We start from the raw sequence: 16,076 nt of genomic DNA on the forward strand, positions 1-16,076 counted from the left end.
GCTGGGCTCAGAATTTTCCCCGAGCGATCTCCCGCAGCGCGTCCTTCTCCAGCTCGGCGTCGGCGAGCAGCCGCTTGAGGCGGGCGTTCTGCTCGCGCAGCTCCTTGAGTTCCTTGGCGGCGTCGGTGTCCACGCCGCCGTACTGGCGGCGCCAGTTGTACAGCGTCGCTGCCGATATCCCGATTTCGGCGGCGGCTTCCTCGCCGGTCTTACCGGCGGCGGTCAGCTCGTCGGCACGGCGCAGCTTCCGCACGATGTCCTCCGCGGAATGCCGCTTGCGTCCTGCCATGTCGATCAGTGTCCCTTCTCGGCCCCCATCAGGCCAAACAGGACTCTAATGCCAAGTGGTCTCATTCATTGGGGACGGCCCACTTGCGCGCTGCTCCATTCAAATCTGTGGTGTTACCTACCTCCTGATGCTCCCATGAGGAACGCCCACACCTGGGCCAACGCTGAGTAAGGCTGCGACGACGATCCTCGTGCTTGGCGAGTACTGCTGCTTAGCGAGGCGGGTGGGAAGACGTCGAACGAGTCATGACGACCCAGCGCGGCTCGGGCGGTGTGGTCGTAAGTAGAGTTGATGCTTGCGCCCGTTGTCTCAAACTCCAGTGTCCAGTCCTCAATGAGGTCAGCTGGGTGAACCAATTCCGCCTTTTCGACCCGCCCACCTGGGCCTCGCAGCTCGAACATCTTTGGTAGGTCGAGATCATCGCCGAGGGGATGGACGGTGATGTGCTGCCACTCGCTCAGTTCCTCTGTGTAGAGCCACTGATAGGCATCGAAATTGTCATCGAAACGTGGTGATGCGGTGTCGTTTTCGGCTGGGCCGGTCTGGGTAATGTCGAGCAGGGCACCGTCGCGGAGCTCTGCGGTGTAAGGCACGGTCAACAGACGGTCACGCAGAATCACCCAGTCCCAGTATCCGTTGCCATCGTTATCGATCTTCTGGCCTTCGACTCGGACATCGGCGAGCAGACGCACGGTGTAGTCGACCATCACGCCGGTTCCGTCCTCGTCGGTGGCGTATACGTCCATCACTGCAACGTCAACAAGCTCCACACCGGCTGCGACTTCGGCTTCGGGATCCATCATCGTTTCGATCTCGGCGTCCTCGCCCCAGTCATGATCCCTGCCGATGCTGACGTCGACGATGTCGATCCATTCCGGGGGCGGCCCATGACGATCGTAGGCCTTCCACGCCTCTTCATAGTCGCTCTGCAGCGACGCAGCGACGATCCCGAGCACCGCGACCACGTCGATTTGCTCAACAGGCGGAGGTGGGGCAGGCGCTGGGCCGAAGAACTTGTCGAGCATCTCTTGTTCGAGTGCCGCGCCGGATTGCTTCCAAATCCGTATATCGCTCTTCGCGTGGCCGAGCGTCAGCACGGTCTTCACCACATCGGCCTCGTTGCCACTGAGGAAGACGACGGACCGCAGCTCGTTGCCGGCCCGGTCGAGGACACCGCGCACCCAGGCGGAATCGGCGGCACCAGTACGCACGCCGGTCTTCACAGAGCCGGGACCGGTGCCCAGGATCTGATCACGCAGGCCAGCCATTGCTGATTCTCCGGTCAACCCGATGACGATGACGTTCGGAATGCCGGCGCATGTCTTGCGCAGCTTGTCGGCGATCTGCGCACTGTCGAGGTCTGAGAGCGGTGGGTCCTCGGCAAGGCCTGCCCGGCGCAACCTCTTGTGCATCTGACGCTGCGACCTCAGGTCTTCCCAGGCATGCACTGCAAACTCCAGCATCACAACTTCTGGAATCCACAGCTCGGCGTCGCGCGCTGCGAGACCAGCGGCCAGACGTTGGATACCGCCGATATTGAGGCGGCCATCGCCGAAGAAGCATGCATCGAGCACCGCAGCTTTGGCCCAGGCGCTATCGCTCACACGAGCCATCTTGTCACCACGAGGCCGGGTTGGGCTTGGAACTGAGGGTGGTGGTCACTCAGAGCTCAGCAGCGGAACGAGTGCGTATCTGTGGCTGTATTGCGTTGCTAAAGCGTCGATGTGGGCTACCTCTGCTGCCGCGCGTGCGCGCAGTAAGTCGTCGGGGCAGTTTGGCTGCCCGTCTCACAACCGCTTCATATACGAAGTCGACCTGAAGTTGATCGTGAGATCATGAAGCGCGGCGTGAGACCCTACAACAACAACAACGCGTTAGCCGCGTGCCATATCCACGAACCGGCTCAAATGCAGCTGGTGCGCAACGGTAATCGTCGCGGTGGGGCCGTTGCGGTGCTTGCCGAGGATGAGGTCGGCCTCGCCGCCGCGCGGGTCGTCCCGTTCGAAGGCGTCGGGGCGGTGCAGCAGGATGACCATATCGGCGTCCTGTTCGAGGCTGTTGTGGACGGCGATCCCCTGTGCCACGAAGTTGTGTGTGCCGGGAACGGTGCCGTCGTAGACGTCCTGCTCGCCGAGGCTGGTGATCTCGACGATGCGGTCCCAGAAGACGTCGTTCGTCGCGAACATCTCGATATCGGCGTCGTCCAAGACGGCGGCGACGCGCGCCAGGCGAGAACGGCTCGGGGAGTGCTTCCACATGGTGGAACCGCAGAAGCGGGAGCCCATGGCAGCCTGGAACTCGCGATGTGAGATCTCCTTGGTGGCCAGCAGGGTGCGAACCTTGTTCCAGATCTCCTTGGGTACCGTGTCTACGTTGGTGTTTCGAGTCATTGGCTCGAGTTCGAGCAGCGCCGCCTCAGCGGCTGTTCCCCTGGCACCGTGAACGCCGATGTTCTTCAGGAAGATTGTCTGATTGTCCGCGCCGTCGATGGTGAGGTGCCAGCCGTCACGGTAGCCCGGTTTGCGGACCTGCCTGATGCGTCCGTGGACACCGACGCGGAGCAGCAGTTGCGCGAGGTCATCGATGAGTCGACGGCTGGTGCTGGAGTAATAGATGCGGGCCTGGCGTCCCTTCACGTCCCATCGCACCGAACCATCGGTTGCCCACAGGTGCCGGATGAACAGTGCAACCTGATCGTTGGGTAGCGTGTGAATGCGCTGCGGGATGAACTTTTCGTAGCTGCGGAGGCCGAAGAGTCCCAGTTCGTCCAACCATGCGGCGATCGGATTGCGCTTGCCGTGTGTGAGGCGGTACGGCGCGGGCAGGCGCAGCGTCGTCACCCGGGCGGCGGCATACTCGTCGCGGACGGGCGTGATGCCGAAATGCGCTGCGGCGGTGCTCACCGCGGCGAGGTTCTCCTCATCGATGCTGGCGTATCGGATCGGCTGCCCCTTCACACAGGAGCCGTCACCGATCATGTGCGCGAGCATGATCACTTCCGCGTCCGCCATGCGCTCGGTGTGCACCGGTTCGGGAACGACACGTGGGGTCGCAAGGCGGTCGCCGACAGCGAGCTTTTCCAGGGGGATCCACCCATCCACGGTCAGGAACGGGTGATTGCCGGTCGCCTCGACCTCGCGGCCGGAGGCCAGGCGCAGGCGAAAGACTTCTTTCCGGCCGCTGGGGAACACCTTCACCATCGGACGCGCGACCATGCGCATGCGCTCGTCGAGCGACCACACCAGTGGCTGTTCGCCGCTGGTCAGCAGTTCGCCCAGCGTGACTTCATTTCCGGTGTCTGCTCGCAGGATTCGCGTCGACGCCGGGAGACAGCCGGACTCACGAAGGTCGGACACCATCGGCCGCTTATCCGTTCGCTGTTCCGGACCACGGTTCAGCTGCGAGATGGCGACCACCGGAACCTCGAGTTCCTTCGCCAGCAGCTTGAGGCTTCGGGAGAATTCCGAGACTTCCTGCTGCCGGGATTCGACCTTCTTGCCGGAGGTCATCAGCTGGAGGTAGTCCACAACTACCAGGCGTAGGTCGTGCCGCTGCTTCAAACGACGCGCCTTCGCGCGGATCTCCATCATGGTGAGGTTGGGCGAATCATCCACGAACAGCGGCGATTCGGAAATCTCACTCATCCGCCGCGCCAGCTTCGCCCAGTCGTCATCACTCATCCGCCCCGACCGCATATCGCCCAGCTTGATCTTCGCCTCGGCGGACAGCAGACGCATGACGATTTCGGTCCGGCTCATTTCGAGCGAGAAGATGACACTCGCCAAGCCGTGCCGAATCGAGCAGCTCCGCATGAAATCCATGCCCAGGGTGGAGTTGTGGGTCGGGACCATCGAACGGCTCGCGAGGTATAGGTGGTCGACGTTGTCGACCTCTACACACCGGACGGGGACGCTCGCTACCGGTCGGACGTCGACAATGAAGCGTGAGCCGGAGCGAGCGGTGTTCTTCGCGCCACGACGCTGTTTGTGCAGCAGTTCTTTCCTGCTGAGCCCGAACACCGCGTCCTCGGTGGCGAAGGTCAGGGTGTAGGCGGTCGAGGATTGCTCGGTGCGACCCCGGACCGACTTGGTGGATAGCTGGCAGCGGTAGCCGAGGCTGACGATCAGTTCCGAAACATCGCGGGCCAGACGCTCATTGGTGACACTGAATTGGACGGAACCACCCTTGGTGACTGTGCCGTCGGTATCGAGTAATCCGGCGAGCAGTGCCCGCCGCTGGCTCTCCGAGGCGCGCAGGTACTCGAGCGGAATGTGCTTGTCCCCCAGCACCCCGATCGTCCGCAGCCGCGCCTGTAGCGTCCCGATGGCATTTCGGCAGGACTGGCACAGCCGCAGACCGATGGATGGCCCGCCGCATTGCGGGCAGGTGGGGCCGGGGACAGTTGCGGAGACGAACCGCACTCTGCCGCCGCAGGACCGGCCGCAGGTGCGGACCTGGCTGGTGAACGGCACGAATTCCGCTCCGCACACGATGCATTCGCGAGGCGGAACCGGATCTGCCGCAGGCAATTGCAGGCTGTAGCGCAGGGGAGCCGATTCCGACTGCACCGTGACGATTCCCTCGTTCTCGATGCGGAGAATGATCTCGGGATCGGCGGTGGTCAGCTGGGCGCAGGCCGAACTTCCGTCGCCGAGCCATGCACCGAGCGTGTACGGCGGAACCAGCAGATCGCGTTCCGGCAACTGTAGCGGCCCGGTGTTCGGTACCGAGTGGTTGAGTCGCCGGTCCGCGGTGTCGCAGCGGAGCGTGTCGGCGATCTCCGCGGTGGTGCGGACCGCGGCGACGGTGCGCTGATCGCGGCTGGGGTCGGCTGCGGTGGCCTGTGCCGCCCGGCGGGACGCGCGGGTCTCGGTGAGCCACTGGTGCTGTGCGTCGGCGACGATCACCGTGCCGTCGGAGAACTCCACCTCGTAACAGGGGCGGTCGCGCATGACCTCGGTGGCCGCCACCACGCGTGTGGGGCGGCCCTGTGCATCGAGCAGGTCGTCCCCGGCCCGGACCTCACCCATCGTCGTCCACCCGGTCGGCGTCGGCAGCGGCGTATCGAGGGCGAGTGCCTTGCCCACGCCGGGCCGCGCCGCCACGATGATCATCTGCCCCGGGTGCAACCCGTTGGTCACTTCGTCGAGTTCGGTGAAGCCGGTGGGGACGCCGAGGGAGATGCCGCCGCGGGAGGCGATGGAGTCGAGTTCGTCCATGGTGGGCTGGAGGATTTCCTCCAGGGGGGCGAAGTCCTCGGTGGAGCGGCGTTCGGTGACCTCGTAGATTTCGGCCTGGGCGCGGTCCACGACCTCGGCGACGTCTTGGCCGTCGGCGCCCGCGTAGCCGTACTGGACGATGCGGGTGCCGGCTTCGACCAGGCGGCGGAGGATGGCCTTCTCGGCGACGATCTCGGCGTAGTAGCCGGCGTTGGCGGCGGTGGGGACGGTTTGGGTCAGGGTGACCAGGTACGGGGGGCCGCCGATGCGTTTGAGTTCGCCGCGGCGGTCCAGGGCGGCGGAGACGGTGACGGGGTCGGCGGGTTCGCCGCGGCCGTAGAGATCCAGGATGGCGTCGTAGACGGCCTGGTGGGCGGGGCGGTAGAAGTCACCGGGACGGATCACCTCGACCACGTCGGCGATGGCGTCCTTGGACAGCAGCATGCCGCCGAGGACGGATTGCTCCGCGGCCATGTCGTGCGGCGGCTGGCGGCCGAAGTCCTCACCGGGCGGCTCGTAGGACGGGCCCTGCTCCTCGTGGCCGCGGTCGTCGACGACTGCCATCAGACTCGACCGTCCTCTCTCATCTCCAACCACCTTCGATGACTCGTTGTACGCCTGCGCACCGACATGTTTCGGGACGCTTCGCGGCGTTGCGAGTGCGCGTCGGCAAACTCGTGGTGCCGAGCGCTGGATACGTGAGATCACGTCGTCACCGGGCTGCGGTCACGACACCGAAGCGAACGTAGGCGAGTGCCCGGGCACCCGACAAACCGAGCTGTGCACAGATCTGGGGATAACGTGGGCATTGTTCACCAGCTGTTGTGCACCCCCTGTGGATCACCTGGGGAGAAACCGGGGCCGAATAGATCAATCCGCAGGCAGTGTTGCAATTCGCACTGTGCGCAACTGTGGATCAATTCGGTACGGCGTGTCGCTGGACATGAACATTCGGGCGTGTTGGGTGAACGGCATCCCTCCGAAATGTGTCGTGTGACACAACGAGAGGGGTCGGTTTCGACCGGTAATCCCCAGGGCGACAACCGCTGTGGATCGGCAAATGGGAGACCGACCCGATGAACACCGTTAACACCCGAAAGCCATCAGCGGGCAAATCAATCGGAGGCCACCCTCGCGATGAAGATGGCCTCCGATCGAGACGTCAGCGCGTCCAGCTCACTCCGCGGCGTTCACCTGGAGGTCGAACTTGGCGACCACGGACGGGTGCAGGTGCACCACGACGCCGTGCTTGCCGGTGTTCTTGATGTGCGCCTTCGGCAGCTCGATGCTGCGCTTGTCCACGACCGGGCCACCGGCCGCCTTGATGGCGGCGGCGACATCGGCGGTGGTGACCGAGCCGAACAGCTTGCCGGTGCCCGCGGTCTTGACCGACAGGGAGACCGACTCCAGGCCCTCGATGGCCTGCTTCAGCTCGTTGGCGTGGTCGAGGTCGCGCACCTTGCGGGCGTCCTGCGCCCGGCGGATGCCCGCGACCTGCTTCTCGGCGCCACGGGTGGCGACGATGGCCAGCCCGCGGGGCAGCAGGTAGTTGCGGCCGTAGCCGTCCTTGACCTCCACGGTGTCGCCGGGCGCACCGAGGTTGTCCACATCAGCAGTAAGAATCAACTTCATTGCTGTGCCTTCCCTTCTCAGCGAGCCGTGGACACGTAAGGCAGCAGGGCGACCTCACGCGAGTTCTTGACGGCGACAGCGATATCGCGCTGATGCTGCACGCAGTTGCCGGTCACCCGACGCGCGCGGATCTTGCCGCGGTCGGAGACGTACTTGCGGAGCATCGTCGTGTCCTTGTAATCGATCTTGACGATGCCGGACTTGCTCTCCTTGCAGAAGGAGCAAGCCTTCTTCTTCAGCACCTTTTCACGCGCCGGTGCTTTGGCCATGGTCATCTACTCCGTAATTTCGGGAGCCTCACCTCTCGGAGGCTCCGATGCCGTTGTCTAGAACGGCGGTTCATCGTCCATATGCCCGCCCCCGAAGGAGCCGGCCGCGGGCGCGCTACCCCAAGGGTCGTCGCCGCCGGAGCCACCAGCGTTCTGCTGCTGGCCGCCCCGACCACCGCCACCACCGGAGTTGTTGAAGTTGCCGCCACCGCCGGAGCCGCCGAAGCCGCCCCCACCGCCACCGCCACGGGTGGTCTTGTTGATCTTCGCGGTGGCATACCGCAGGGAGGGACCGACCTCGTCGACCTCGAGTTCGACGACCGTGCGCTTCTCACCCTCGCGGGTTTCGAAGGAGCGCTGCTTGAGTCGTCCGCTCACGATCACTCGTGAGCCCCGGGTCAGACTCTCGGCGACATTCTCCGCAGCTTCACGCCAGATGTTGCAGCGCAGGAAAAGCGCTTCGCCGTCTTTCCATTCATTGGTATTACGGTCGAACACACGGGGGGTCGACGCGACGGTGAAGTTCGCGACGGCCGCGCCCGCGGGCGTGAATCGAAGTTCGGGGTCAGCCGTCAGGTTTCCGATGACGGTGATGACCGTGTCGCCTTGGGCCATTATTCCTCCTGCTCTCCGGTGCAGTCCGCAGTGCACTCGCTGTTGCGCTCAGCCTAGAGGCGGGCACAGACAGTTACGAGCACACGTGCTGGAGGACTGGACTTACTTCTTGTCGAGGCGCAGCACCTTGGTGCGCAGCACCGATTCGTTCAGACCCAGCTGGCGGTCGAGCTCGCTCACGGTGTCCGAATTGGCGGTCAGGTTGACCACCGCGTAGATACCTTCGCTCTGCTTCGCGATCTCGTAAGCCAGGCGGCGGCGACCCCAGATGTCGACGTTGTCGACCTTGCCGCCCTCGGCCGTCACAACATTGAGCATGTTGTTCAGGTTCGGGCCGACGGTGCGCTCGTCCAGGCTCGGATCGAGAATAACCATCACTTCATAATGACGCACGGACCTCATCACCTCCTGTGGACTAGGAACGGCCCACGGACGGTCCGTGGGCAGGAGGGTTCGTTGCGTCAGCAACCCGACAAGGGTACATGGGTCCGGCGCGGGCGCCGTGCGGGGGGCGGCTTCGGAGAAAGTTCCGGTGGGATGGGGCGGCCGGTCGATGATGCGCGGCCTAGGGTGGGGGCCATGCCGAACCGACCCGCCGCCATCGAGCCGGTCGCCGACCAGAGCAGCGTCGGCCGTCTCGGGGGCGCGGGCAGACTGGGAATGGCGCTGACCTCGGTGCTGGTGTGCGGGGTCACCCTGGTGCTGGCGTATCTGAACAAGGCGCGCTGCGCCGGCGGCCCGTTCACCGCCGACGGTCGCAGCACCGTCTTCGACACGCTCAAGGACTCCGACGTCTGCTACTCCGATATCCAGTTCCTCTGGTTGGGACGCGATATCAACGAGCACGTGTTCCCGTACCTGTCGGGCGGAATCACCGCCGACGGCATGCTCACCGGCGGCGCGGTCGAATATCCGGTGCTGAGCGGCCTGCTGATGTGGCTCGGGGCGCTCGGCGCGCAGGACGACGCGGCCTTCCTGCTGCACTCCGCGCTGCTGCTGGCTCCCTTCGCCCTGCTGACCGCCTGGATGCTGGGCCGACTGTCGGGTTCGGCCGCGCTGCTCTGGTCCGCCGGACCGCCGCTGGTGCTCTACGCCTTCCACAACTGGGAACTGCCCGTGGTCTGCACGGCCGTTGCCGCGGTCTACGTCATGACGGTGCCGACACGGTATTCGATGCGGACCCGGGGCATCGCGGCGGCGGTGCTGCTGGGGCTCGGGTTCTGCCTGAAGCTGTATCCGGGAATCTTCGTGCTGCCCTTGGCCGTCCACGTCATGGTCACCGGCCGGAGCGTGCGCGGCTACGACGTGCGCGGCGCGGTCGCGGTCGTCGCGGCGGCCGTCGGCACGGTGGTGGCGGTGAATCTCCCCTTCGCCCTGGCCGGCTACGAGGGCTGGCGGGCGTCGATCACCTTCCAGCAGTTGCGGCAGGCCGACATCACCACCAATTCCATCTGGTACTGGGGGCTGCGGCCGCTGTTCGATCCGGACCTGGAGGCCGAGCGCGCCTTCCAGGACGTGGTGTCGCTGGCCTCGCCCGCACTGGTGCTGGCTTCCTTCGCGCTGGCCATCTGGTTGGGCTGGAAGCGGCAGGCCACCACGGGCCGCTATCCGTGGATCGGCGTGAGCGGCGCCATGCTGTGTGGATTCCTGTTGTTCCACAAGGTGCATTCACCGCAGTACACCCTGTGGCTGATTCCGTTCCTGGTGCTGCTCGAGGTGCCGTGGACGGCGGTCGCGGGCTACCTGCTGGCCGACGCCGCCATCGGCATCGGCGTCTTCCGGTACTTCTACGCGCTCGGCTCCGGCTACACCGCGCAGGTGGAGGAGAACATCGTGCAGTTCGGCGTCTGGGGTCGCGCCGCCCTGCTGGTGGTGTTCTTCGTCGCCTTCCTGCGGGCCGCACCGCGCGGCAGCCGCGCCGTATCCGATCCGTTCCCCGGTGAGCGTCGCGATCTGGTGCCCGTCTCGCACTGACTCGGCGCGCGGCGATGTCCGGACCTGGCTGTCGCGCGGCGGTCCGCGACTCGGCGCAGGGGTGCGGCGGGGTTATTTGCGCGCGGGCTGCCAGTCCATGCCCCACCCGTAGGCGCGGTCGACGGCGCTCTGATTCCCGTTGACATAGTTGACTTCCCGGTGCACCGTCAGCCCGCCGCCGCTGCTGCTCAACAGCGCCACCGCGCAGGACCGGGCCCCGTCCACCGGGGAGTCCAGCCGCACCTCGATCTCGCGACCGTCGGTCGGGAAGAGGGTCACCACCCCGTCGGCCGCGGCCCAGTTCGGCACGCCCTCGTAGATGAAGGCGAAGATCAGGACGCGTCGGAACACCTCGGGCCGTGCCAGATTGATGTGCATGGTCTCGCCGCCGGTGGCCGCGCCGGTGCGGTCGTCGCTGTCGAGCCTGATGTACGGTGCGGCGTCCAGCGATCCGAAGTTGTTGCCGATGGCCTGCACCACCCCCTTGGTGCCGTCGGCCAGTTCGTAAAGGCAGCCGAGGTCGAGATCGATTGCGCTGGAACGCTTGAACAACCCCCGCTTGCGTCCCTGCGACCAATTGAGATTGACGCGCATGGCGCCCTGGCTGTCGCCGGGCTTGGTGAGGTTCACCGACGGCGTGGCCTTGGATAGCGTGACCTTGGACTGGTTCACACCGCATCCCCCCTCAGGGATTTCATGACCTTCCCGCACCCGCCGCGCCGAATGTGCTTGGCGGGTGCGGGAAGTCGATGGATAGGCGAGACTCAGCCTACCGGCGTGACTTCTTTGTCACCCACTGTTTCGGGCTCACCCTCACGCCGATTGCGCAGCACACTGGTGATGAAGGCCGCGCCGATGAAGGCGACGCCGATGAGGCCGGTGATGATCTCGTTGACGTGCACGCCGATCGAGATCAGCAGGATGAACGCCAGCGCGCCGATGGCCCAGTGCGCGCCGTGCTCCAGGTACACGTACTCCGACAGGGTGCCCTTGCGCACCAGATACACGGTGATGGAGCGGACGAACATGGCGCCGATCAGGCCCAGGCCCAGCGCGATGATGATCGGATCCGAGGTGATGGCGAACGCGCCGATGACACCGTCGAAGGAGAACGAGGCGTCCAGGACCTCCAGGTAGAGGAACAGGAAGAAGCCCGCTTTGCCGGTGGCCTTGGCCAGCCCGGACGGTCCGGAGGAGTGCTCGGCCTCCTCGACCATCTCCTCGGTGTGGAACAGCGACCCGAGGCCGTCCACCACGACGTAGGTCACGATGCCGAGGATGCCGCCCAGCAGCACGGTCGAGCGGTGCGCCTCGTCGGAGACGAATTCCGCGGTCAGCACCACGCCGACCAGGGCCAGCACCACGGCGAGCATATCCAGCTTGCCGAGGCGGGCGAGCGGACGCTCCAGCCAGCTCAGCCAGGTGATCTCCCGCTCTTCCAGGATGAAGTTCAGGAACAGCATCAGCAGGAACGCGCCGCCGAAGGAGGCGATCTGTGGATGTGCGTCGGTCAGCAGCTTCTCGTAGCTGGGGCTGCCGTCCGCGAAGGTGAGCGCACCGTCGGCGGGCGGATTCAGCGCCAGATCGAACGCCTGTACCGGGCTGAGACCGGCGGTGATCCAGACGATCGCCAGGGGGAAGACCAGACGCATGCCGAAGACGGCGATGAGGATGCCGATGGTGAGGAAGATCTTCTGCCAGAACTCGCTCATCCGTTGCAGGACGGTGGCATTGATGACGGCGTTGTCGAAGGACAGCGACACCTCGAGGATGCCCAGAATGGCGCACAGTGCCAGCGCCTTCAGTCCGCCCATGGCACCCTGGGTGCCGTACGCGAACGCCACGATCAGGGAGAGGATCGTGACGACGATGGAGAGGCCGAATATTCGCACCGGCTGTGGCCTTTCGTGAAGTGAGTCGGGCGTGTGTATATCGGTCGAGTATGCCGAAGGGGGCTCGGTCGATCCGAGCCCCCTCGGTGGCGAGTCGGTACTAGACGTTCACGCCGAAGTCGCGGGCGATGCCCGACAGGCCGGAGGCGTAGCCCTGGCCGATGGCGCGGAACTTCCACTCCGCACCGTTGCGGTACAGCTCACCGAAGACCATGGCGGTCTCGGTGGAGGCGTCCTCGGACAGGTCGTAGCGGGCCAGCTCGGTGCCGTTGGACCGGTCCACCACGCGGATGTAGGCGTTGCGGACCTGGCCGAAGCTCTGCCCGCGCGAATCGGCTTCGTAGATGGAGACCGGGAAGACGATGCTGTCGACGGTGGGCGGCGTATTGGCCAGATCGACGTTGATGACCTCGTCGTCGCCCTCGCCCTCACCGGTGCGGTTGTCGCCCGCGTGCTCGATGGTGCCCTCGGGCGACTTCAGGTTGTTGAAGAACACGAAGTGGCCGTCCGACACGGCCTTCTTCTCCGTGCTCAGCCCGATGGCGCTGGCGTCCAGGTCGAAGTCGGTCCCGGTGGTGGTCCGCACATCCCAGCCGAGGCCGACCGCGACGGCGGTCAGGTTCGGCGCCTGCTTCGTCAGCGAAACATTGCCGCCCTTGGACAAACTGACACCCATGCGGGAATCCTTCCGTTGGAAAGTTTTGTGTCGTTAGTGGTCAACCCGGCAATGTCCGAATCGCCGGGTCTGCGTCTACGACACTAGTAGCTTTCCGGGGACTTGGTGACGAACAAGCTGAGGCCATGATGTGAATCGCGGGGCTCGCCGGGTGCGTGAACACGCGGGCCGGACACATCGGTCAGCACCTACCATCGGGATCGTGGCAGGGCGTAGGCGCGGATGGTTCCGGTCGTCCCGGGACGACGAGTGGGTGGGGCGGGCCCGGCAGGTGCTGACGTCCGCGTTCCTGGACATGGACCACCGGCAGAGCATCGCGGAGGCGGGGGCCTCCGCATCCACGCAGCTGCAGCCGGAGCGGGGGTTGGAGGCGCGCTGGGAGCCGGTGCGGGCGCGGTGCTACGACGCCGCGACCGCGTATCTCGCCCTCACCGAGCGGCTGGACCGGGCCGAACGCGAGGGTTTCCGGGTGCCGCAGCCGGAGATCGACGCGGTGGTGCGCCGGCTGACCGACGCGGCGCGCGGGGTGGACGACTTCTATCGCGGCAATCAGGCACAGATCGAGCACGCGGTCGCGGTGATGGGGGCGGTGCCGCAGCTGGTGTTGCAGGTGCGCACGGCGGCCGAGCAGGCGCGGCAGGCGGCGAACGAGTCCGCGTACGCGGGATACCCCTCCGTGCGCCGGAGCGCGACCGCTGTGGATGAGGGGCTCGTCACACTCGACGCGGCGGTGGCGGGTGCCCCGGTCGGGGTGGTGCGGGAGGCCGCGACCGCGTTGGAGGCGTGCACCAAGGCGCTGTCAAGGGCACTGGAAGATGCTCCCGGCAAACAACATTCGGCGACCAGGGCGCTGTCCTCGGCGAGTACCCGGCTGGCCGCCGCCCGGCACCGGCTGGAGCGGGTCGGTTCCGCCTATTCGGCGCTGCTGCGCGAGTTCAACGCTGCGAGTTCGGCGGATTTGGCGAACAATGAGCGGGACAGCCAGCAAGCCATCGACGCCGCCGACGCCGAACTCACCCGGGCCCGGGAGGCGCTGGCGGACGACAACCCGGAGCACGCCCTTGAACTGACCACATCCGCCCGCGCACATCTCGCTACCGCAGAGGAGCGCGCCGACGCCGTCACCCACCGGCTGACCCTGCTGCGTGAGGTGCGCGCCGACCCGCAGCAGAAGGTGAAGGCCGTCCGGTTCAAACTGCGTGACGCGCAGATGCTGGCCGTGCACCGAGATCTGGTCGACGAATGGGGTTCGGTACTCGATGCCCAATCCGATCGGATCGATCGGGCCACGGATGGACTGACCGGTCGGCATCCTGATTACTGGGCGTACGTGTCCGAGCTGGACGCCGCCGCCGCATTCATCGCCGGGGTGGTCGACCGGATGCGTAAGACCGACAAATAGCCACACACGAAGGGAAAGAACGGGCGCAGATGACCGCGAGTACCACCTGTCCGGAAGCCGCGGCCGTCCCGGTCTCGCTCTTCAAGCGCACACCACTGCGTCACTTCCGGCAACTACCCGGTCCGGAGATCCGACGACTGTTCCATCGCGCTCCCGAACCCTTCGGCGATTCCGCCGATCGCGAACTGCTCGCCATGGCCCTCGGCGCTACCCTCTACGTACCCGCCACCCGCGCCGACCTCACCGCCACCATCACCCGGCGCGCCGAACGCGGCGTCTGCTCCATGGTCATCGACCTCGAGGACGCCGTCGCCGACCACGACCTGGAACTGGGCAAGCGCCAGGTGGTGGCCACCCTCGACGCCCTGGCCGCGGGCACCGACGCGCATCCGCTGCTGTTCGTACGGGTGCGCGACGCCGACACCATCGGCGAGATCGTGGACATGCTCGGCGGCGGAGCCAGTGCGCTGCTCGGCTTCGTCTTCCCCAAATTCGACAGCGCCTGCGGACCCAAATACCTGGATGCCATCACCACCGCCTCGGAACGGCTGGGCCGCACCGTCTTCGGCATGCCGGTGCTGGAATCGCCGGCGCTGGTGCATCGGCAGACGCGCGACGAGGAACTCCAGACCATTCGCGAACTGCTCACCCCGCGGCGGGAGCAGGTGCTCGCGGTGCGCATCGGGGCCACGGATATGTGCTCCAACTTCGGTATCCGCCGCGACCGCGACCTCACCATCTACGACGTGCGGGTGGTGGCGGACGTCATCGCCGATATCGTCAACTACCTCGGGCGCGTCGACGGCACCGGATTCACCATCACCGGGCCGGTGTGGGAGTACTTCGCCGATCACGAGCGCATGTTCCGGCCGCTGCTGCGCACCTCGCCGTTCGCGGAATCCGATGCGGTGCCCTTCCGGCAGTATCTGGTCAGCCGCGACCTGGACGGATTGCTGCGCGAGATCACCCTGGACCGCGCCAACGGGATCCAGGGCAAGACGGTCATCCATCCCTCGCACGTGGCGGCGGTGCACGCCCTGTCGGTGGTCACCCACGAGGAGTACGCCGACGCGCTGCACATCCTCGAGGCCGATGTCGGGGGAGTGGCGGCCTCGGAGTACCGCAACAAGATGAACGAGATGCGCCCGCACCGCAGTTGGGCGCTGCAAACACTGCTGCGGGCCCGGGTGTTCGGCGTCACCAACAAGGGAGTCTCGTTCGTGGATCTGCTGAAAGAACTGGTGGCATCGTGAGCTTCGCGCCGTGGGCGACACGGGAGCTGGGATTGGAACTGCGGCACGGGGATTCGTTCGTGCCTTCGCGGTGGCGCATCACCGAGCTGATCGAGCCCGGACTGCGGCGCAATCCGCGGCGGGCGCACCTGCTGGTCTCGACCGTGCTGGGGAAACACCTGCCCACCGATCCGCACCGGGTGATCGACGCGGCCAACCGGCTGGGCGATCTGGTGCTCGACGTGCTCGGCGCTGCCGAGGACGATGACCACGGCCGCGGTGCGGCGACGGGAACCGCCACGGTGGTGCTCGGATTCGCCGAGACCGCAACGGGTCTGGGTCACTGCGTGGCGGCGCGCATGCGGGCCGCATGCTATCTGCACTCGACCCGACGCGACGTGGCGGCGGCCGAGACGCTGACCGGATTCGAGGAGGGCCATTCGCACGCCACCTCGCACCTGCTCCAGCCCATGCCCGCCGAGATCTTCCGCAACGAGCTGCCCATGGTGCTCGTCGACGACGAGATCTCCACGGGGGCGACGGCCATCGACGCCATTCGCGCCCTGCACGCGTTCACCCCGCGCCCGCGCTATGTGCTGGCCTCGCTGGTGGACATGCGCACCGACGCGGACAAGGCGGCCTTCGACGCTGCCGCCGCCGAACTGGGCGTGCGCATCGATACCGTCTGCCTGGCCTCCGGACGGACACTGCTGCCCGAGCGACTGACCGAATCGGTTGCCGCCCTGCCCGATCCCGAACTCAACCCGGTAGCCACGCAGCGCGGCGAGTTCGCCCGCATCGAACTGCCGTGGCCACACGATGTGCCCGAGGGCGGGCGGCACGGCCTGCTCGCCGCCGACGCGGACCGCTTCGAGG

13 protein-coding genes and 1 pseudogene are annotated in these 16,076 nt (G+C 66.1%); 4 read left to right on the forward strand and 10 right to left on the reverse strand.

Annotation, left to right across the window (positions count from 1 at the left end; genetic code table 11):
- Window positions 1-13: 13 nt before the first annotated feature.
- The 7 genes and pseudogenes from QK444_RS16945 to rpsF form a co-directional block, all read right to left on the reverse strand.
- A pseudogene (locus QK444_RS16945) lies at window positions 14-289 on the reverse strand (transposase); the annotation flags it as partial.
- A 113-nt stretch (window positions 290-402) separates the two neighbouring features.
- Window positions 403-1,893: a hypothetical protein gene (locus QK444_RS16950; protein ID WP_282781422.1), complete on the reverse strand. Its 1,491-nt coding sequence runs from the start codon at window positions 1,891-1,893 to the stop codon at window positions 403-405.
- Between the two features lie 270 nt (window positions 1,894-2,163).
- A complete protein-coding gene (locus tag QK444_RS16955) occupies window positions 2,164-6,072 on the reverse strand; it encodes a replicative DNA helicase (protein ID WP_282781424.1) in 3,909 nt (1,302 codons plus the stop codon).
- A 612-nt stretch (window positions 6,073-6,684) separates the two neighbouring features.
- The gene (gene rplI, locus QK444_RS16960; protein WP_029930204.1) at window positions 6,685-7,140 is read right to left on the reverse strand and encodes a 50S ribosomal protein L9; all 456 of its coding nucleotides are present in this window, start codon (window positions 7,138-7,140) and stop codon (window positions 6,685-6,687) included.
- A gap of 17 nt (window positions 7,141-7,157) precedes the next feature.
- The gene (gene rpsR / locus QK444_RS16965; protein WP_029930203.1) at window positions 7,158-7,409 is read right to left on the reverse strand and encodes a 30S ribosomal protein S18; all 252 of its coding nucleotides are present in this window, start codon (window positions 7,407-7,409) and stop codon (window positions 7,158-7,160) included.
- Window positions 7,410-7,466: 57 nt separating this feature from the next.
- Entirely contained in the window at window positions 7,467-8,024 is a 558-nt protein-coding gene (locus tag QK444_RS16970; protein WP_282781426.1) for a single-stranded DNA-binding protein, read from the reverse strand.
- Between the two features lie 102 nt (window positions 8,025-8,126).
- On the reverse strand, window positions 8,127-8,417 hold the full coding sequence (gene rpsF, locus QK444_RS16975; RefSeq protein WP_081592823.1) for a 30S ribosomal protein S6: 291 nt from the start codon (window positions 8,415-8,417) through the stop codon (window positions 8,127-8,129).
- 267 nt (window positions 8,418-8,684) lie between these two features.
- Between rpsF and QK444_RS16980 the strand changes: the two genes are divergently transcribed.
- Window positions 8,685-9,998 (forward strand): hypothetical protein, encoded by a 1,314-nt coding sequence (locus QK444_RS16980; RefSeq protein WP_282781436.1) that lies wholly within the window; start codon window positions 8,685-8,687, stop codon window positions 9,996-9,998.
- A 72-nt stretch (window positions 9,999-10,070) separates the two neighbouring features.
- On the opposite strand, the gene QK444_RS16985 is transcribed toward QK444_RS16980, so the two are convergent.
- The 3 genes from QK444_RS16985 to QK444_RS16995 all read right to left on the reverse strand — a co-directional run bounded on the left by QK444_RS16985 (window position 10,071) and on the right by QK444_RS16995 (window position 12,566).
- Window positions 10,071-10,670 carry a Tellurium resistance gene (locus QK444_RS16985; RefSeq protein ID WP_282781428.1) on the reverse strand — a complete coding sequence of 200 codons (600 nt, stop codon included), beginning with the start codon at window positions 10,668-10,670 and terminating at the stop codon, window positions 10,071-10,073.
- A 92-nt stretch (window positions 10,671-10,762) separates the two neighbouring features.
- Window positions 10,763-11,890 carry a DUF475 domain-containing protein gene (locus tag QK444_RS16990; RefSeq protein ID WP_282781430.1) on the reverse strand — a complete coding sequence of 376 codons (1,128 nt, stop codon included), beginning with the start codon at window positions 11,888-11,890 and terminating at the stop codon, window positions 10,763-10,765.
- A 100-nt stretch (window positions 11,891-11,990) separates the two neighbouring features.
- On the reverse strand, window positions 11,991-12,566 hold the full coding sequence (locus tag QK444_RS16995; protein WP_029930196.1) for a TerD family protein: 576 nt from the start codon (window positions 12,564-12,566) through the stop codon (window positions 11,991-11,993).
- 202 nt (window positions 12,567-12,768) lie between these two features.
- On the opposite strand from QK444_RS16995, the gene QK444_RS17000 reads away from it, so the two are divergent.
- From QK444_RS17000 to QK444_RS17010, 3 genes are all read left to right on the forward strand, one after another.
- Window positions 12,769-13,968 carry a hypothetical protein gene (locus QK444_RS17000; RefSeq protein ID WP_282781432.1) on the forward strand — a complete coding sequence of 400 codons (1,200 nt, stop codon included), beginning with the start codon at window positions 12,769-12,771 and terminating at the stop codon, window positions 13,966-13,968.
- Window positions 13,969-14,063: 95 nt separating this feature from the next.
- Entirely contained in the window at window positions 14,064-15,221 is a 1,158-nt protein-coding gene (locus tag QK444_RS17005) for an HpcH/HpaI aldolase/citrate lyase family protein (RefSeq protein ID WP_282781438.1), read from the forward strand.
- 26 nt (window positions 15,222-15,247) lie between these two features.
- Window positions 15,248-16,076, forward strand: an 829-nt coding sequence (locus QK444_RS17010; RefSeq protein WP_282781440.1) for a phosphoribosyltransferase domain-containing protein, incomplete at its 3' end; no start/stop codon positions are given.

It is taken from the genome of Nocardia sp. CC201C, from assembly GCF_030010695.1.
GTDB lineage: Bacteria > Actinomycetota > Actinomycetes > Mycobacteriales > Mycobacteriaceae > Nocardia > Nocardia otitidiscaviarum.

Coding starts and splice junctions, on each gene's coding strand:
- QK444_RS16955 (WP_282781424.1), bottom strand. CDS start 6,072: ATGGCAGTCGTCGACGACCGCGGCCACGAGGAGCAGGGCCCGTCCTAC.
- rplI (WP_029930204.1), bottom strand. CDS start 7,140: ATGAAGTTGATTCTTACTGCTGATGTGGACAACCTCGGTGCGCCCGGC.
- rpsR (WP_029930203.1), bottom strand. CDS start 7,409: ATGGCCAAAGCACCGGCGCGTGAAAAGGTGCTGAAGAAGAAGGCTTGC.
- QK444_RS16970 (WP_282781426.1), bottom strand. CDS start 8,024: ATGGCCCAAGGCGACACGGTCATCACCGTCATCGGAAACCTGACGGCT.
- QK444_RS16980 (WP_282781436.1), top strand. CDS start 8,685: ATGGCGCTGACCTCGGTGCTGGTGTGCGGGGTCACCCTGGTGCTGGCG.
- QK444_RS16995 (WP_029930196.1), bottom strand. CDS start 12,566: ATGGGTGTCAGTTTGTCCAAGGGCGGCAATGTTTCGCTGACGAAGCAG.